The organism is Natrialba taiwanensis DSM 12281, assembly GCF_000337595.1.
Taxonomy (GTDB): Archaea; Halobacteriota; Halobacteria; order Halobacteriales; family Natrialbaceae; genus Natrialba; species Natrialba taiwanensis.
The window spans coordinates 1-13,806 of record NZ_AOIL01000057.1 but is presented as its reverse complement, the minus strand read 5'-3'; the positions used below and the strand labels follow the sequence as shown (position 1 = coordinate 13,806).

14 protein-coding genes and 4 pseudogenes are annotated in these 13,806 nt (G+C 54.8%); 8 read left to right on the top strand and 10 right to left on the bottom strand.

Features of this window, described 5'->3' with window-relative positions; translation table 11 throughout:
- Positions 1–391 precede the first annotated feature (391 nt).
- Both C484_RS24465 and C484_RS24460 read left to right on the top strand, forming a co-directional pair.
- Positions 392–673, top strand: a complete 282-nt coding sequence (locus C484_RS24465) for a hypothetical protein (RefSeq protein ID WP_239641008.1) — start codon at positions 392–394, stop codon at positions 671–673.
- Positions 674–676: 3 nt separating this feature from the next.
- A complete protein-coding gene (locus C484_RS24460; RefSeq protein WP_239641007.1) occupies positions 677–1,045 on the top strand; it encodes a hypothetical protein in 369 nt (122 codons plus the stop codon).
- 554 nt (positions 1,046–1,599) lie between these two features.
- On the opposite strand, the gene C484_RS23765 is transcribed toward C484_RS24460, so the two are convergent.
- Positions 1,600–1,842 (bottom strand): hypothetical protein, encoded by a 243-nt coding sequence (locus C484_RS23765; RefSeq protein ID WP_006827248.1) that lies wholly within the window; start codon positions 1,840–1,842, stop codon positions 1,600–1,602.
- Between the two features lie 906 nt (positions 1,843–2,748).
- On the opposite strand from C484_RS23765, the gene C484_RS24455 reads away from it, so the two are divergent.
- Positions 2,749–3,366, top strand: a complete 618-nt coding sequence (locus tag C484_RS24455; RefSeq protein WP_239641006.1) for an SWIM zinc finger family protein — start codon at positions 2,749–2,751, stop codon at positions 3,364–3,366.
- 65 nt (positions 3,367–3,431) lie between these two features.
- Here C484_RS24455 and C484_RS17645 read toward each other — a convergent pair whose 3' ends face one another.
- On the bottom strand, positions 3,432–4,403 hold the full coding sequence (locus C484_RS17645) for a hypothetical protein (protein WP_006827246.1): 972 nt from the start codon (positions 4,401–4,403) through the stop codon (positions 3,432–3,434).
- A 378-nt stretch (positions 4,404–4,781) separates the two neighbouring features.
- Between C484_RS17645 and C484_RS17640 the strand changes: the two genes are divergently transcribed.
- A complete protein-coding gene (locus C484_RS17640) occupies positions 4,782–5,051 on the top strand; it encodes a calcium-binding protein (RefSeq protein WP_006827245.1) in 270 nt (89 codons plus the stop codon).
- A 109-nt stretch (positions 5,052–5,160) separates the two neighbouring features.
- A pseudogene (locus tag C484_RS17635) lies at positions 5,161–5,280 on the top strand (IS5/IS1182 family transposase); the annotation flags it as partial.
- A gap of 323 nt (positions 5,281–5,603) precedes the next feature.
- On the opposite strand, the pseudogene C484_RS17630 reads toward C484_RS17635, so the two are convergent.
- The 3 genes and pseudogenes from C484_RS17630 to C484_RS17620 all read right to left on the bottom strand — a co-directional run.
- Positions 5,604–5,954 (bottom strand): annotated as a pseudogene (locus C484_RS17630) (recombinase family protein); the annotation flags it as partial.
- Positions 5,955–6,243: 289 nt separating this feature from the next.
- The gene (locus tag C484_RS17625; protein ID WP_006827242.1) at positions 6,244–7,920 is read right to left on the bottom strand and encodes a transposase; all 1,677 of its coding nucleotides are present in this window, start codon (positions 7,918–7,920) and stop codon (positions 6,244–6,246) included.
- A 106-nt stretch (positions 7,921–8,026) separates the two neighbouring features.
- Complete coding sequence (locus tag C484_RS17620) at positions 8,027–8,665, bottom strand: NAD(P)-dependent oxidoreductase (protein ID WP_006827241.1); 639 nt, start codon at positions 8,663–8,665, stop codon at positions 8,027–8,029.
- Between the two features lie 134 nt (positions 8,666–8,799).
- Here C484_RS17620 and C484_RS17615 point away from each other — a divergent pair, with 134 nt between their 5' ends.
- Positions 8,800–9,138 (top strand): winged helix-turn-helix transcriptional regulator, encoded by a 339-nt coding sequence (locus tag C484_RS17615; RefSeq protein ID WP_049915627.1) that lies wholly within the window; start codon positions 8,800–8,802, stop codon positions 9,136–9,138.
- A 140-nt stretch (positions 9,139–9,278) separates the two neighbouring features.
- Here C484_RS17615 and C484_RS23185 read toward each other — a convergent pair whose 3' ends face one another.
- The 4 genes and pseudogenes from C484_RS23185 to C484_RS17595 all read right to left on the bottom strand — a co-directional run.
- Positions 9,279–10,562 carry a hypothetical protein gene (locus C484_RS23185; RefSeq protein ID WP_152422740.1) on the bottom strand — a complete coding sequence of 428 codons (1,284 nt, stop codon included), beginning with the start codon at positions 10,560–10,562 and terminating at the stop codon, positions 9,279–9,281.
- Between the two features lie 188 nt (positions 10,563–10,750).
- The gene (locus C484_RS17605) at positions 10,751–10,957 is read right to left on the bottom strand and encodes a hypothetical protein (protein WP_006827238.1); all 207 of its coding nucleotides are present in this window, start codon (positions 10,955–10,957) and stop codon (positions 10,751–10,753) included.
- Positions 10,954–11,538 carry a hypothetical protein gene (locus tag C484_RS17600; protein ID WP_152422739.1) on the bottom strand — a complete coding sequence of 195 codons (585 nt, stop codon included), beginning with the start codon at positions 11,536–11,538 and terminating at the stop codon, positions 10,954–10,956. The genes C484_RS17605 and C484_RS17600 overlap by 4 nt, the downstream gene beginning before the upstream one ends.
- A 395-nt stretch (positions 11,539–11,933) precedes the next feature.
- A pseudogene (locus tag C484_RS17595) lies at positions 11,934–12,320 on the bottom strand (transposase); the annotation flags it as partial.
- A 52-nt stretch (positions 12,321–12,372) separates the two neighbouring features.
- Here C484_RS17595 and C484_RS24680 point away from each other — a divergent pair.
- On the top strand, positions 12,373–12,891 hold the full coding sequence (locus C484_RS24680) for an IS630 family transposase (RefSeq protein WP_006827235.1): 519 nt from the start codon (positions 12,373–12,375) through the stop codon (positions 12,889–12,891).
- Positions 12,855–13,391, top strand: coding sequence for an IS630 family transposase (locus tag C484_RS24675; protein WP_152422738.1), 537 nt, complete (start codon positions 12,855–12,857; stop codon positions 13,389–13,391). Before C484_RS24680 ends, C484_RS24675 begins: the two co-directional genes overlap by 37 nt.
- 111 nt (positions 13,392–13,502) lie before the next feature.
- Here the strand turns inward: C484_RS24675 and C484_RS24440 are convergent.
- Positions 13,503–13,806 (bottom strand): annotated as a pseudogene (locus C484_RS24440) (IS5 family transposase); the annotation flags it as partial.

The window sequence follows — 13,806 nt, the reverse complement described above, 5'->3', positions numbered from 1 at the left end:
CCGAAGCTACGTCTTGCAGGGTTGCGCTGGTGCTGGACACACTTTCCGCACCCTGCTGCTTCGTACGTGACGCTTTCTATGACACGCTCTAGATAAACAGTCAATGCTCTTGTGAAGCACGTTGTTGGTAGAGAGCAGTCTGGTGGTTCCGACGGAACACGGAGTTCCTCGAGCGCTGATTAAACTATCGATCTGAGCAGCTATGAGTGGGTTTTACGGTCGGCCCTGAACGCTATCATGGTTACTAAAAACGAACTCGCTCACCGAACTTGGACTGGTCGCTGAGTCCGGCCCTGCCGATGATCGGACCGTCGAGTTACTCGAGGCCGGCCGACAGCTACTCGAGCAGTTGGAGGCCCAACACGGCCGTCAGCAGGAACTTTCAGAGGCCGTGAGCGACACCGAAACATCCGACCAACAGTGCCGTGTAACCCCGCGCACACGAGAGGCAGGGTGTCGTAGCGGCGAGGACAGCAACCCCTACCGAACGGCCTACCTCGATCGTCCAGGGCATGCCGCCGCCGCTGGCTGTGGCCAAGACAGCGGGATCACCCTTGTTGAGGCCCCGTTCGAGGATCATACGGACGGTCCTGACCATACTCGATACGTCAGCTTCGACGGTAATCGCGAGGAAGCCGTCGTTGCCGTTCGGGCAAGTGGGCCCCTCCAGTAGGTGGTGAGTCTCGCGACAGCGTTAGCCTCGCCGCGATTGCTCAACCGAGCGCTCACCGGCAACCGCCTCGAGTCACTGGAAGACCCGCCGGCAATCTTGCGAGACGCTCGCTGTATCGGTGCACTCTCTGATGAGGCACTCGAGGACCCCAAGACACTCCGTGAGGCGTTCATCGAGTGGGGGACCGACCTTGAGGACCTTACCGCAAAACTCGCAGCCGGCGACTATGAGGACCGTAACCGCTTCCGCAGCGAGATTATGCGGTCAGCACACGGCCTTGCTGGCTCGATCATTCATCTGTTCGATGCCCTCGAAATCGATATCGTTCGAGAGCTTCACGTCCCGTCGGGACTCGAGACCGAGTCGCTATAGTAGTCCCCAGAAGTCTTTGCTCACAGCTCCCGATGGATCGGTGAGAATCGACGGATAGCGGTTGGTTACGTTAGCATGTACTGCAAAGACTTCCAGATTCTACTATAGAAGAGCTCGCAACCTCGATCAGTATTTCGGCCGCGATTCAGGGGAAATACGGTGTGTTTGCCTCGTACCGACAACTGTTCGAGTCTCGCGAGGAAAAGCGTCGCACCGCACTCACACCGACTGTTGATGCAGATGACCCACTGGGGACGCTCATCGGCTCTGTCATCGTTCGCGGTGAGGATGTCCATCGTCTTCTCCCATACCTTGAGGAAGCACTCGAGACGATCGTGCCACCAGAGCGGTACGGTGACCCCGATGACCCACTCGGTAGTACACTGTTCTGGCCACCTGATCCCTCGCGCTTACTCGATCATTCGGCAGTCGGTCCCTGGCTACAAATCGCAGCTGCGCTCACAGCGACAGGATCGACCAGCAGCAATCGAACCGTACGGATGGGCCCACCGCTCGAGCAGCAAGCCCTTTCCGGAATCCCAGACATAAGCTGACTATCCTCTCTCCATCTGGGGTTGTTCACGAACTGCCACCGTCTCTGAACCGGTGTAGAGAGACGTCCTCGACATCGTCGTAGTCGTCATCACTACAACAATCAGCGTGGCGTCAAGCTCGGCTGCAGTCGCAAGCGCGAACGCATCTCCGAGAGCAGGATTGACATCTATAACAAAACCGGCTTCATCTTCCCAAAGGTGATTGATGCCGACAGGATCAATGCCGACATCGAGAAGCCACATACTATATTCGTCCGCAATATTGTGATCGTATTTTCGAGCACGGCTGGTACTTGGAAGACTCTATGGGGACTCGTCTCGTTCTCTCAACCACCCGTGCCAACGTTTGGTCGAACAGAATCTGGGAAGTGGCACATCGTCGGTCCTGATGGGTGCCGATATGGGCGAGCGTTTACTGACGAGACCGAGGACGCGCCAGACAAGTCGGTCACAGCAACAGATATTGTCGCATACGAGCCATCCGAACCACCAGACAACAGTCAACCTCGTTCAACATCGCTCTCTTCGGGAGGAGACGCTCTTCTACAGAGCCAGACCGATCATCAACGACTCGTCTTCCCGAGTGACGTTCGCGAGAGTAGTTCTGAAATGTGTCGTTCATGCCGCTTCCAACTAGACCACCATCAGAAACGGCGATCACAAGTCATCGCTCAGCTTAAGCGAGTAACGCCGATTCGCGACGGTGGCTGGAACACAGTCGAGCAAGATACCAGACGCCCCTGTGATTGGTGTCGGGCCCATGAATTCACCACCTGGCACAGTGATGAGCTCAGCTGTACAGTCTGTCCAGCCTGTGGCCGTCTCTTCGAGACACCACTTGGTAAGCCAACTGCCGAGAATCGGCCAGAAGCTACCCGCTTACCGGGTACTCCAACTGAGCCGGTTGAACCGATCGTATTCGGAACATCACTTCCAGATTACGATCCCACCGAGCTGGTCGGGAGCAATCGGCCGCTGATCAAATACCGCGATAAGCACAAATATGCTGAGCTGGTATTCGAACTCGAGCGGACTGGCCACGCGTTCTCAGCCGAGGGGATCGCTGCACTTGAACAGAGTCGCTCGAACTACGCCGACCAAGTTGCTGACAACGATACCCACCAGACGGATGTCACGCTCGAGATCGGTATGACTTCACGTACGGTAACGATCGAGGGAATATTCCCCGAGGATAGTTCGTCAGTGATCGGAACGTGTTGGGACATCGTGAGCGATCCGACCAAGTGGTTCCCGATCGGGTGGCCAGAGCAGGGATGGATTCACCGTCGGTCAGCTGATCCCTCTATCCCTGGAAACGAGCCCGTTGTAGACGCATTTCCTCGGCTACAGACACAGACACCAGCTAACTCAGTTGACCTCGAGACGCTTCGACAGGTAACCGATCCAGGCCGCTATGACCGAGGAACCCGCTACTACGAACGTGGGTCGGTGACGGATATCGAGTGCATCGACGATTCCCTTCAGGCGACAGTCCAAGGGAGCCGTCCATACGATGTCCGAGTTACACTCTCACAAGGAAGCTATGTCAGCGGCCAGTGTAGCTGCCCCGATGATGCAGCGCCCTGTAAGCATATCGTTGCCGCCGTGTTGGCTAGCGGTGACGTTGAAGCTGTCGACGATGATCAGTCGCTAGATACCCTCCTTGAAGCGGCGTCCGCTGAAGAGCTTCGGACCGTGCTTGCTGAGTTCGCGAACGAAGACCTGAGACTCCGGAAACACCTCTATGAAGTGCTTGGCGAAGACTGAGTGCAGTACCAGAACAGCGGAGTTGTTCTCCACGTTCTCGAGCCCAATTCAGAACAGTCCACAGACTACTCGGCGTGGAACTCTTGGGCGGGACTGAACTCGGTAAGATCCTCAATACGAGCCTCGAGTTCATCAATTTCCTCGCGTAGTTCAGCAGCTTCAGAGTCGTCACTGGCCGCCAATTGATCCTTGAGTCCCTGCAATCGTGTTTCCTTGTGCTCTTCGTGGACATCCGCTTTCCGGACGTACTCGCGGTTTTCGATCTCATAGACGTCACTTGGTCTGAGTTCTGTGACCTCGAGGGCCTCGTCGACCTTACTGGAATCAACACTGGTAACGCGCTCGCGAGGAATGCCAGCGTCCTCGAGGGTAGTGAGCACATCCTCTTCATCCTGCAACGATCGATATTCACGGCTGGGCTGCTGTACCGAGCCGAACTGGGCATGAATGGGCTGATCGTGGTGGATCCGCTCGAGTAAAATGTCGGCCACGTCCTGTCGGAGATCGTCGGCATTGCGTTGCACGTCAGAGAGCAGCGTATAGAGATTCACCAGTGTGGACGTCTCGAGTCCACTGAGATCGGTCACATCGTGACGCTCGAGCGCATCAGTGAGGAGCAAAGCATCAGCATAGACAGCAAGGTCTGGTTCAGTCCGTTCATGTTCAGTCTCAGTCTCGGGCGCTTGGACGAGCTGAGAAGGGCCCGGTTCGTCACTCTCGCGGATCAACCCCTCGCGCTCATCGATCTCAAAGCGGGGATGCAGACTCAGGACTGCTGGATAGGGGTCAGCGTCGGACGGTAAGCGCTCGAGGTCGAACGTATTGGTTGCATCGCCGATTCGGCGGGCAAGCGTCTCGAACTGCTCGCGTTGGAGTGGCTGCTTCTCCCCAGAGTCGAGAAATTCGATGACGATCCGATGCTCCTGGACATCTGTGATCTGAAATGGTGTGTTCGATACTGGTGTCGTCAGTGTGGCCTCCTCTCCCAATGCGTCACACTCTTCAAGCAAGTTACTCCAGGTCGACTGGAACGGCATTATGGATGAAATAGCGGAACAAGAAGGAAAAACCCTCTCCTCACGAGACGATTTCCAAGTCACTCGTTTCCTCTGGAATCACATGAATAGCTGAGTTACGTACGCTCTCACTATAGAACATCCTCGAGCTGCTGTTCTTAGAAATAAACAGCTTTGTCCCACATCTGTTGGTCAATAGTGCCAGCGAATCAGATCTGTACTTCTGCGGTCAAGATTGGGACACTCCCGTACAGGTCGGTGGGTAATTTCGACCGTCCCAAACACTTCACGCTCAGGATGAGTACTGAGGGTATGCCACGAACCGAGAAAGACGAAAAACGGGAGGAACGCATTAAGATGGAGATTATCGTCGACACCTATGGTTCAAAAGAGTAAGCGATGGGGTGGTATGCTTATCTGGACGACACGTTGGAGTTCCCCTTTGAAGCATGCTGTATCACTGAGCGAGAAGAGTCGCCCTTAGAGGTAGGCGAAACGGTGCGGATTGTTGGAATGTCCCCGACCGAGCCAACCCTCAACCAGATGTTTGTGACGGTAGAGTGGACGGACAGGGAACTTGGCGTGCCACTGAAACAACTGAAGCCTGACGACGCCAGTTGTGACACAGACCAAGCAATCGCAGACTGGCACTACTGGCTCGAACGCTGATAACTGCGGCTCCGTATAATATAGTAGACGTTAGAAATAATTGCTCGTCTCCGGGAGCGAGAGCTGATCAATAGCTGTATCAATCGCTGTTGTGAGCTCGTTGAGTGANAACTCAGCCGTCAAGCGCTCGCTCGGCTACGCCGTGCGAGCGCGAACCTGGTTTCGAGAGTTCCGTGAAATTACGCTGATGTGTGTCGTCTACAACATCAAACGTGCCATCAAACAGTGAAATCCAACGCAGTATGGCGATTCAACAGAGCCGAACGAATCGACAGCAACAGCGTTGTCACTCACATCACGGGCTTATTCAGTCAGTGGCTATCGATAGAACCGGTCGTCCGGTTGGCGATTTGCAGGAACGGCCCGACGCACTGCCAACGCCGTCCACACTGCTCGTCGCACCATGTTGATGAACTCATAACGGCTGAACCTATGAATCTCTGCAGCGACGATAGAGAAACGAGCGCCTGGTGTGGTTCATTGCGTGAATCTATTCTAACGTGCACTGCAACTCATTCGGAGAGACGCTCACCGGTCACGAGCAGGAGCCTCCTAACAGTAGCGATAGATCGTCTGGCGGGTCACATCGGTGTCGAAGATCTCGCCGGCGAGCGTGGCGATCTCGCCGTAGCTCAGTCCTTTCTCGCGCCACTCGTAGACCTGGTTCGAGTTTCTTCGGGCGACCGATCGGCTTGCCTTCCTCTCGGCGACGTTGGACCATCTCGTTCGCGCGCTCTCGCGCGAGGTCGGCCCAGAACTGGTTAAATGAGCCGATGATGTTGAGAAAGAGCTTTCCTGGGCCGTCGTCAGGTCGATGTTCTCCTTCAGACTGATGAAATCAACACCGTCTTCGTGGAGATCATCAATATCGTTCAGCACTTGCTGGAGCGATCGTCCGAACCGGGAGAGTTCCCGGAACGATGATGGCGTCGTACTGGGGAGCCTCGTCCATCAGCCGGTCGTATGCTTCACGGTCAGAGGCTTGCCAACTGATGACGATGGGGAAGATGAGACTACAGCGGGTTTAGTGGGGCTGTAATGCATGGTTTCGGCTGAATCGATGATCAGAAACTGATTCAGATCGCTTTCTGACCGAGCGTTATTGTTGGATGGTCAACTCATTCGGAGTGCTTCCGAGATCTCGGGTAGTGTATCCACTCAGACGCCGCGACACCACGGGTAGAGTCCCTCTCTATCCGATTACTGTTTCCTTCTTCAACAGCGTAAGCGTGTTGTCGGCCGTCACGATCGGCGAATGTTCATATTCACCGGTCAACTCGACCTGTACCAGCAAATCGACTGCTCGCCAGATAGAGTATAGCAGACAGGCGAACGCGAAGTAGAAGAACCGCAACACGAAATTTTTCGATGTCGTCGCCGCCATGAACCGCTTGATCGATTTGTACCCGCTCTCGATCTCCCAGCGGTACCCGTACTCAGTGAGGTGCCCTCGGCCCCGATTCGTCATAAACACCGAGTACTGCCGGTGATCGTCGTGCACGGAGTTCTCTTTGCGTCGGTAGATCAGCGTCGTTTCGTGCCACTCGTTGTTCCCAAGGTGGAGCTTGCAGTCAGTCTTATACCGATTCTCCCCCCGTTGGAGGAGTCGCTTTGCCTGGGCTTTCTCGCTGATCTGCATCCGCTTTGGAACGACGTAAGAAAGCCCACGTCGGCTGATCATCTCCAGGACGTGCTGGCTGTCGAACTCCCGGTCCATCAGGACGTTATCAACGTGGATGAGGTCCTCAGTGGAGTCAAGCAGGTCTTTGACAATTGTCTTCCGTGACTCTCCCCGTCGAACTGGCCGCGCATCAAGCACGAGTGGAACAGCGTTGCCGACCAACTGGACTGTGGCCCACTGGTAGGCGTACTCGTCGGTCTGCTCTTTCGTCCCAATGATTTCGTCCTCATGGCCCGTTCTATCGCCCATGAAGGGATCGTCTTCGGTGATGTCGATTGCGACGATTCCTGCTCGGAAGAACTGCTCTGTCTCCGCAACTTCGTTTAGGAGTCTGGCAACGGCCTGTCGGTACATCTCTCGGATCTCCGCGAGGGAGAGATCACGAATCTGCTCGCGGTGGGCGTGACCTAACGGCGTCCGCTCCCGAGTCGACTCGTAAATAAAGCTGCGAGCACCCTCGTTGGCAGCGAGATTCTCACGGAGCCCCAGATACGTCTGCAAGCTCCAGTAGGCGTTCTCGTGAATTTCACACCCGTCGCCACGGTCCAACGAGAACGCCGGGAAGACGACTCGACTGACGTTGTCTGTAATCGTCTCCGCCCGCACCAAGACGCGTTGCTCGTCTTGTATTGAATCCTCGTCATCGCTGTTCCGATAACAGAGCTTCCGCTCAGGATCGCGTGGGACCGATACACCTGCATTCTGTGCCTTGATGAGAATCGTCCGAGCAGCTGTCTCCACCGTCTCGCGAAGGTCTGTAGTGAACCGGTTGTTCCAACTCCGCCACAGCGTCGACTGATCTGGAACCGCCTCCAACCCCAGTTGATCACATACTACTGGAGAGTTAGCCAGATATTCGACGGAAGCTGTTTCATGCTCCCAGCCATGGAGTTTCTTCAGTATGAACACCCGAAAGAGGGTGTGCATCTGGTAGCATGTCGAGCCCTCAGAACAGTCGTGATCATTGAATCGGAAGTAGGTTAGCGGGAGTGAACAGACGAACTCCTCGACCGAGTCGTGGTTATCGTGGTCGAACCACGTCCCTGAGACTGTGCGAATATCTGATTCGAGACCGGCAAGCGACGTTCGATCGTACAGCGGCGTCGAATCGTATACCGGCCACTCTGTATACGGCTGCTGTGCGATCTGTCGGAAGACAGTTCTGTGAGACTCACGTGTTGGGGTCACGATATAGTGCTAGCCATGATACATGAAAGAATGCGCATCAATAATCGATACAACTCATAATAATAATAATAATGGGAAGAGGAGGCTGTTAGTCGCTTATACCGTCTTAGTAGCCGACGGCGAGCTGTGTATGAATTGCGTCGTCGTTTTCAAGTTCGTCAACGAAGGCAATTGCGAAGTCCTCCATTGAAATGTAACTTTCTCCGTCTTCGCTGGCGACGAGTTGTCCTTCCGATGTTCGGTACTCGCCCGTTCGTTCTCCCGGCTCAATCTGTGCCGGCGGTGCGATATACGACCACTGGAGGTCATCTACATCGCGAATGATTTCAAAGGCGTCAATATGCGCCTCTGCGAGCGGCACAAGTTCGTCCGGGAATTCATCGGTGTCGACGAGCTTTGTGTCCGGTCCGACGTTCAGACCGCCTGCACCGCCCGTCCAGACGAACCGATCAACGCCTATCTGTCGGAGTCCTTCAATAAGTGCCTCCGCCATCTCAGGGAGGATCTCGACGCCTTCCTCTCCGGATGGGCCGAGCGCCGATGCGACTGCGTCGTGGCTCTCAGCAAGTCCCGCAATCTCATCGGGGTCCGTCGCATCACCAGCGACCGCCTTGAAGTCAGTGTCGTCGATTCCATCGATTTCACCGCTCCGGGAGACGCCGGTCACCTCGTGGCCACCTTCGAGGAGTTCGTTTGTAATTCGTTGGCCGATTCGTCCGCTTGCACCGAGTAGTAGTACGTTCATTGTGTTTTGTGGATTGTTGGTAGTCGTCTGGCGATACGTGGCGGGTGCCACAGTAGCGGTCACATCTTCATACTTGGTATTGGAACGTGAGCTTAATATAGTTGAGCGAACATAGGTATGACCAAGTTACACCAATGTCATCGGACTTATCCCTCGAAGCAAAATACGATGGTTGCCCCGTCCTCAAGGCCCTCGAAGAAGTCGGCTCTCGGTGGCGAATGTCCGTAATCCATGTCCTCCGAGAGGGTGATCTCCGATTTAACGAGATCAAGCGAACGACGGATGCGAACTCACAAACATTGTCCCGCGTGCTGGATGATCTCGAAGAGAAAGAATACGTCGAACGTCGGGTTGAAGAAGAAAGTCCAGTCGCGGTTTATTATTCGTTGACGCCAAAGGGCGAAGACCTCCTCTCCGCGTTCGATGAAGTTTATGAGTGGGGGCAAAAATGGTTTGACAGCGAAAACAAGTGAGTTGGTACAGACCGGATGATATGAATATCTACTAGATACTCAGGGGGTGGCCGACAATGCATTGAGAGTGCCAGTCTCAACTACTGGCGTCTCTATCGCTAGAAATGAATCAACCGAAAATAAACGTCAGACAGCCTCATTCACTCGGTAGCTAAACAAGAGATACAGTAGAACCCACTGATCGAGTTCCCTTGGATATAGTGCTGTGCTGCACTACTGCATTCCTCACAATTCCGATCTGCATTCGAGTCAGATAGAGTGATAATATTATCGAACGCATCGTCAGCAAAGATGGACCATACATTCCGCAACATTTCCTCCGTTGATGGATCGATCTGCCGGGGGAATCGAGCTTGAACTTCAGGCTCTACGTGTTCGACATTGAGATCTAGTGTTCCACCCCATTCTGACGGCTCGGGTAACTGTTCTTTCGTTTCACCCAGTTGATCGAGACCATTCTTCCAAGCGGGATAGATCCATCCAAACTCAACTGGGATACCTTTTATCTCGAGTGCAGGTGACGACAGTTGATCGCGCAATTCTTCCAAATACACCTCCGATAGATACTCGAGCGATAAGCCGTCCAAACGCTCAGATGTAACCTGTGGAAACAATTCTTCCCATTGTTTCGATCGCCACAATTTCATCGCTAGTTTGTCGCACCACTCGGGAGGGAGCCTTACTGTAGGTTCTGGCCCGTCCGCAAGAGTTTCGCGAGCTTCAGAAATGTACTTTTCAGCCTTGTAGTCGTAGGTAAACCCACGGCATGAAGCAGGGAATAGATGATACCAGTATTGTGACTCCCATATGTCTCGAGCTTTTGTATCGTAGTAGTCTGGAGGGAGGCGTGCTGGTACAGCAGTTTCAGTGAGGCCAGTATCGTAAGCATTGGTCCACTTCGGTTCGTGAGATTTGAAATTGTACTGTGGCTTCAACCAAGTAGATTCTTCGGGGGCATAATCCGGCCATACTGCGTCCTGTGCACGCTTTCGGAAATCGACCTCAGTTAGCTTACAGCGATCAGTTGCGTAATCATCGTCATACGTCCATACAACCGATAGATCCTGTCCAACGTAATCGGCTGTAGTCGCTTTGATATCCTTTGTGTGATTTTTGTGTTGGACTTCGACGACAATTCCACGTCCAAGTTGGGCATCGCGTTCCTCAAATAATAATACCGTATCCCCGACGCGTCGATTTTTATCGGAGATCGGGGCTCTCAACCCCATTTCTACGCGGCACTTTCCGACATTATCTGAAAATTCAGCCAATAGTTGTTGAGCGGCCAGATTTTTCCACTTGATGTGTTTATCGGATTCAGCTACCGTTTCACAAGCAGCACTACCGTCCCCTCCGCCACCCATTCCATCGACATGTTTGAAGTGGCGTGCTTTCCCGTCAGATGACTCGCTCCATACACGCATTCGACCCCCGCACGTCGGGCATTCAACGTCAGTTTTTCTCGGTACCTGGAACGGGCCGCGTTTCTCGCCTTCATATATCGCTATCCATGGCATTGAGCATCCCCGAACAACCCCAGTTCAGTCATTGGAAAGTAATTTCACTTCATATGGTATTTAAATTGCCGTCAGCGGGGTGAAAGTGAACAGAATCAGGATTGCACGAACGCACGGAGCCCCGACTGATACTCGAGTTCGTCCTCCCGACGCCGTTCCCATGCTGCTTTTGCGTCAGCTTCGACGTCGATACAGAGTACATCCGCCTGGTCGCCATGCTCGCGTTCGGCGGCGAAGGCCGTCGACGCTGCGAGGTCGGCGACCGGTTCCGGCGTCGGAACGTAGCCGTTCGCGCCGCTCATGCCGACCACTCCGTAACAGTAGCCTGCTGGCTACCAGGCTCACCGGGTTCAGGATCGGGCGACCCAGTTTCCTCGGTTGCGTCCTCAAGTCGGTCCAGATAATGCCAGTAGCCGTTTTGGAAGATCGTGGTCGTATCGCAGCTATCGAAGCCCGTCCGATACGCCCACACGAGGCCATTCTTCCCGCCAGGATTACCAACGTGTGCACGGAGGTCGCGCTCGCGAGCCTCGGCAACGATCTGCTCGCCGTGCGCCCGTAGCCAGCGCTTCGAGCCGCCAACGAACACACCCTGACAACCTTCAACTGCGTCGAACTGCTCGCCGATCGGGAGCCCGGGCTGCAGCACCCAGTAGCGCATGACCTCGCCAGCGCCGAGACACAGCGGGCGATCGTACAGCCACTCACGATGAGTTTCGATTGTCGCTTTCGCGTCGCCAGGAACATCGGGAAGCACGACGAAATCCGGTTCGGTCGGCATTTCTGTGAGTGCCCGCTCGAGAGTACTGACCCACACGTCACCGTCGAAGTGACCGCCGTACGCACCATTATCGTGCGCATAGTTCATGTCGTAGAGCGTCATCTTCTGGGGCATCCACATGGCACCATGAGAGTGCGAAGGTGCATGCTCGCGAGCCTTTCGAAGGTTGTCGGATGAGAGCCCAGAGTAGTAGAGTCTCACGGCGACCACCGTTCAGGAATGTCGACGCGAAGGTCCTCAAGTGCAAGTCGCGGGGCTTCAGCCATATGGAATAGATCAAGACCGATGTTTTCACCGATTTGATGTCTTTCCGTCTGGTGATCTATACACCGGGATCGAGACAATATTCTATTCCCCAAACACGTTCTGCCGCACTAGGGTCGTTTCGAGTATTTGGCTCTATTGAATCGCCATGCGGCGTTGGAATCACGGGGTCACGTACTTTTTGATGTTGTAGACGAGACACATCAGGACGATCTCACGGNGCGGCGTTGGAATCACGGGGTCACGTACTTTTTGATGTTGTAGACGAGACACATCAGGACGATCTCACGGAACTCACGATACCACTCACGTGCTCGGACGGCGGAGCCGTACGAGCGCTTGACCGAGGAATTCGTCGTTGCAGTCATTGATCGCTGGTTGTAGAGTTCGTCGTTGATGCGAGCATTGTGAGCATGATCGTATGGAGCAAACACGCGATGTTTCACGAGGGGGCGTATACCCAGTTCTCGAAGAGCATCACGTAGAGGCTGGCTGTCATAGCCCTTGTCGGCAGCAAGCGTTCGCAACTCGCCCGCATATCGGCGGGCGAGTTGCAAACATACCTCCGCGTCGCTTCCTTCTCGCGTGGTTGTACAGTGAACGTCTAAGATTGATTGCGTCTCATAGGGATCAGCAGATTAGTTCATATCCTCTGGGCGCGTAGAGGGTCTCATGACGACGTGGGGCGGTAAGTTGGATGGAGTCGATGAGGAGCAGTTGCGCCAGCAACTGCGCACGGAGTCGGATGCGAAGGCGGTCAAACGCCTCACGAGTGCGTTGCTGTATGGACAGGGAAATTCACCGGCAGAGATCGAGAAGTTGCTCGGTTTCCCCGAACAAACGGTGTACGATTGGATCGACACCGTCGCCGAGCGCGATCTCACCGCGCTCGGCGACCTCCCTCGCCCCGGTCAATCGACTCGTCTCACCGACGGCCAGTGGACAGAACTGACGGCGACGCTGGCGGCGTCGCCGTCGGAGGCAGGTTACGATGAGCCGGTGTGGACACCAGCCCTCGTTCGTGACTACATCGACGAGACGTTCGACGTTGAGTACTCGCTTGCGCATATGTATCGCGTGATGAAACGGGCGGGCCTGTCTTACCAGACAGCCCGCCCGCGTCACTACAAGGCAGATCCCGCCGAACAACGGCGCTGGCGTGCGGAGTTCAAAAAAAGTGGCCGGCGCTGAAGGCAGCAGGCTACCGGATCGTCGTGATCGATCAGAACACGCAAGTGATCAAGACCAAGCAAAAACACGGGTGGTTTTCGGTGAACTCCCGCCCGAGACTGCCGGTCTCGGGCGGTCGTGCCTCGATCAATCTGTTGGGCGCGGTCACCGACGACGGTGACCGCTTCATCTCTTTCGTTGAGGGATCGTTTACCGGGAAGGTTGCAGCCCACTTTCTGCGAGCGCTCCAAGAAGAGTTCGGAGAGGAACTGGTGATCGTCTTAGACAACGCGCCGTATTTCATAGCGAAGCACCTCAAGAAGCAGGCCGCGAAAGCCGGCCTGCTTCTTGAATACCTCCCCCCGTACGCGCCGGAAATGAATCCACTCGAACAGTGCTGGCGTCAAGTGAACGAAGGGCGTGCTAATAGACTCTATCGAACACTGCCCGAGTTGAAAGCGTATCTCACGAGCAAACTCCCAACTCTGCACTCACCGCGAATCTACGAGTATCTCTGCTAATCCCTATCAGTATCAACGGGTTTCGTCGCTTCGATGGTCTGAACACAGTAGTTCGTACGGTCACAGTAGTGCTTGCTCGCCGGAGACCGCTCGTAGTAGGTTGCATCGNTCGATGGTCTGAACACAGTAGTTCGTACGGTCACAGTAGTGCTTGCTCGCCGGAGACCGCTCGTAGTAGGTTGCATCGACGGCGACATGTGGCGATGGATCGTGCAGCTGCGCCGAGTGGCGCAGCAGCACTCGCCACACCTCCATGACGATCCTGTCGAACCATTTATTCAACGTCGATGGATGCGGGAGATCGTCGGGCTCAAGGCCGACGATCTCCAGAATTGGTGGCATTACCTCTAACCGATCAATGATCATCTCGTAGGTCTCATCGAGGAAAATCCGCAGCCTGTGGAGGGAGATCATC

Excerpts from the sequence above, each read along its gene's own strand:
- C484_RS24455 (WP_239641006.1), top strand. The coding sequence starts at position 2,749 with ATGACTTCACGTACGGTAACGATCGAGGGAATATTCCCCGAGGATAGT.
- C484_RS17620 (WP_006827241.1), bottom strand. The coding sequence starts at position 8,665 with ATGAACGTACTACTACTCGGTGCAAGCGGACGAATCGGCCAACGAATT.
- C484_RS17640 (WP_006827245.1), top strand. The coding sequence starts at position 4,782 with ATGGGGTGGTATGCTTATCTGGACGACACGTTGGAGTTCCCCTTTGAA.
- C484_RS23185 (WP_152422740.1), bottom strand. The coding sequence starts at position 10,562 with ATGCGTGTATGGAGCGAGTCATCTGACGGGAAAGCACGCCACTTCAAA.
- C484_RS17615 (WP_049915627.1), top strand. The coding sequence starts at position 8,800 with ATGTCATCGGACTTATCCCTCGAAGCAAAATACGATGGTTGCCCCGTC.
- C484_RS24680 (WP_006827235.1), top strand. The coding sequence starts at position 12,373 with ATGACGACGTGGGGCGGTAAGTTGGATGGAGTCGATGAGGAGCAGTTG.
- C484_RS17600 (WP_152422739.1), bottom strand. The coding sequence starts at position 11,538 with ATGACGCTCTACGACATGAACTATGCGCACGATAATGGTGCGTACGGC.
- C484_RS17645 (WP_006827246.1), bottom strand. The coding sequence starts at position 4,403 with ATGCCGTTCCAGTCGACCTGGAGTAACTTGCTTGAAGAGTGTGACGCA.
- C484_RS23765 (WP_006827248.1), bottom strand. The coding sequence starts at position 1,842 with ATGTGGCTTCTCGATGTCGGCATTGATCCTGTCGGCATCAATCACCTT.
- C484_RS17605 (WP_006827238.1), bottom strand. The coding sequence starts at position 10,957 with ATGAGCGGCGCGAACGGCTACGTTCCGACGCCGGAACCGGTCGCCGAC.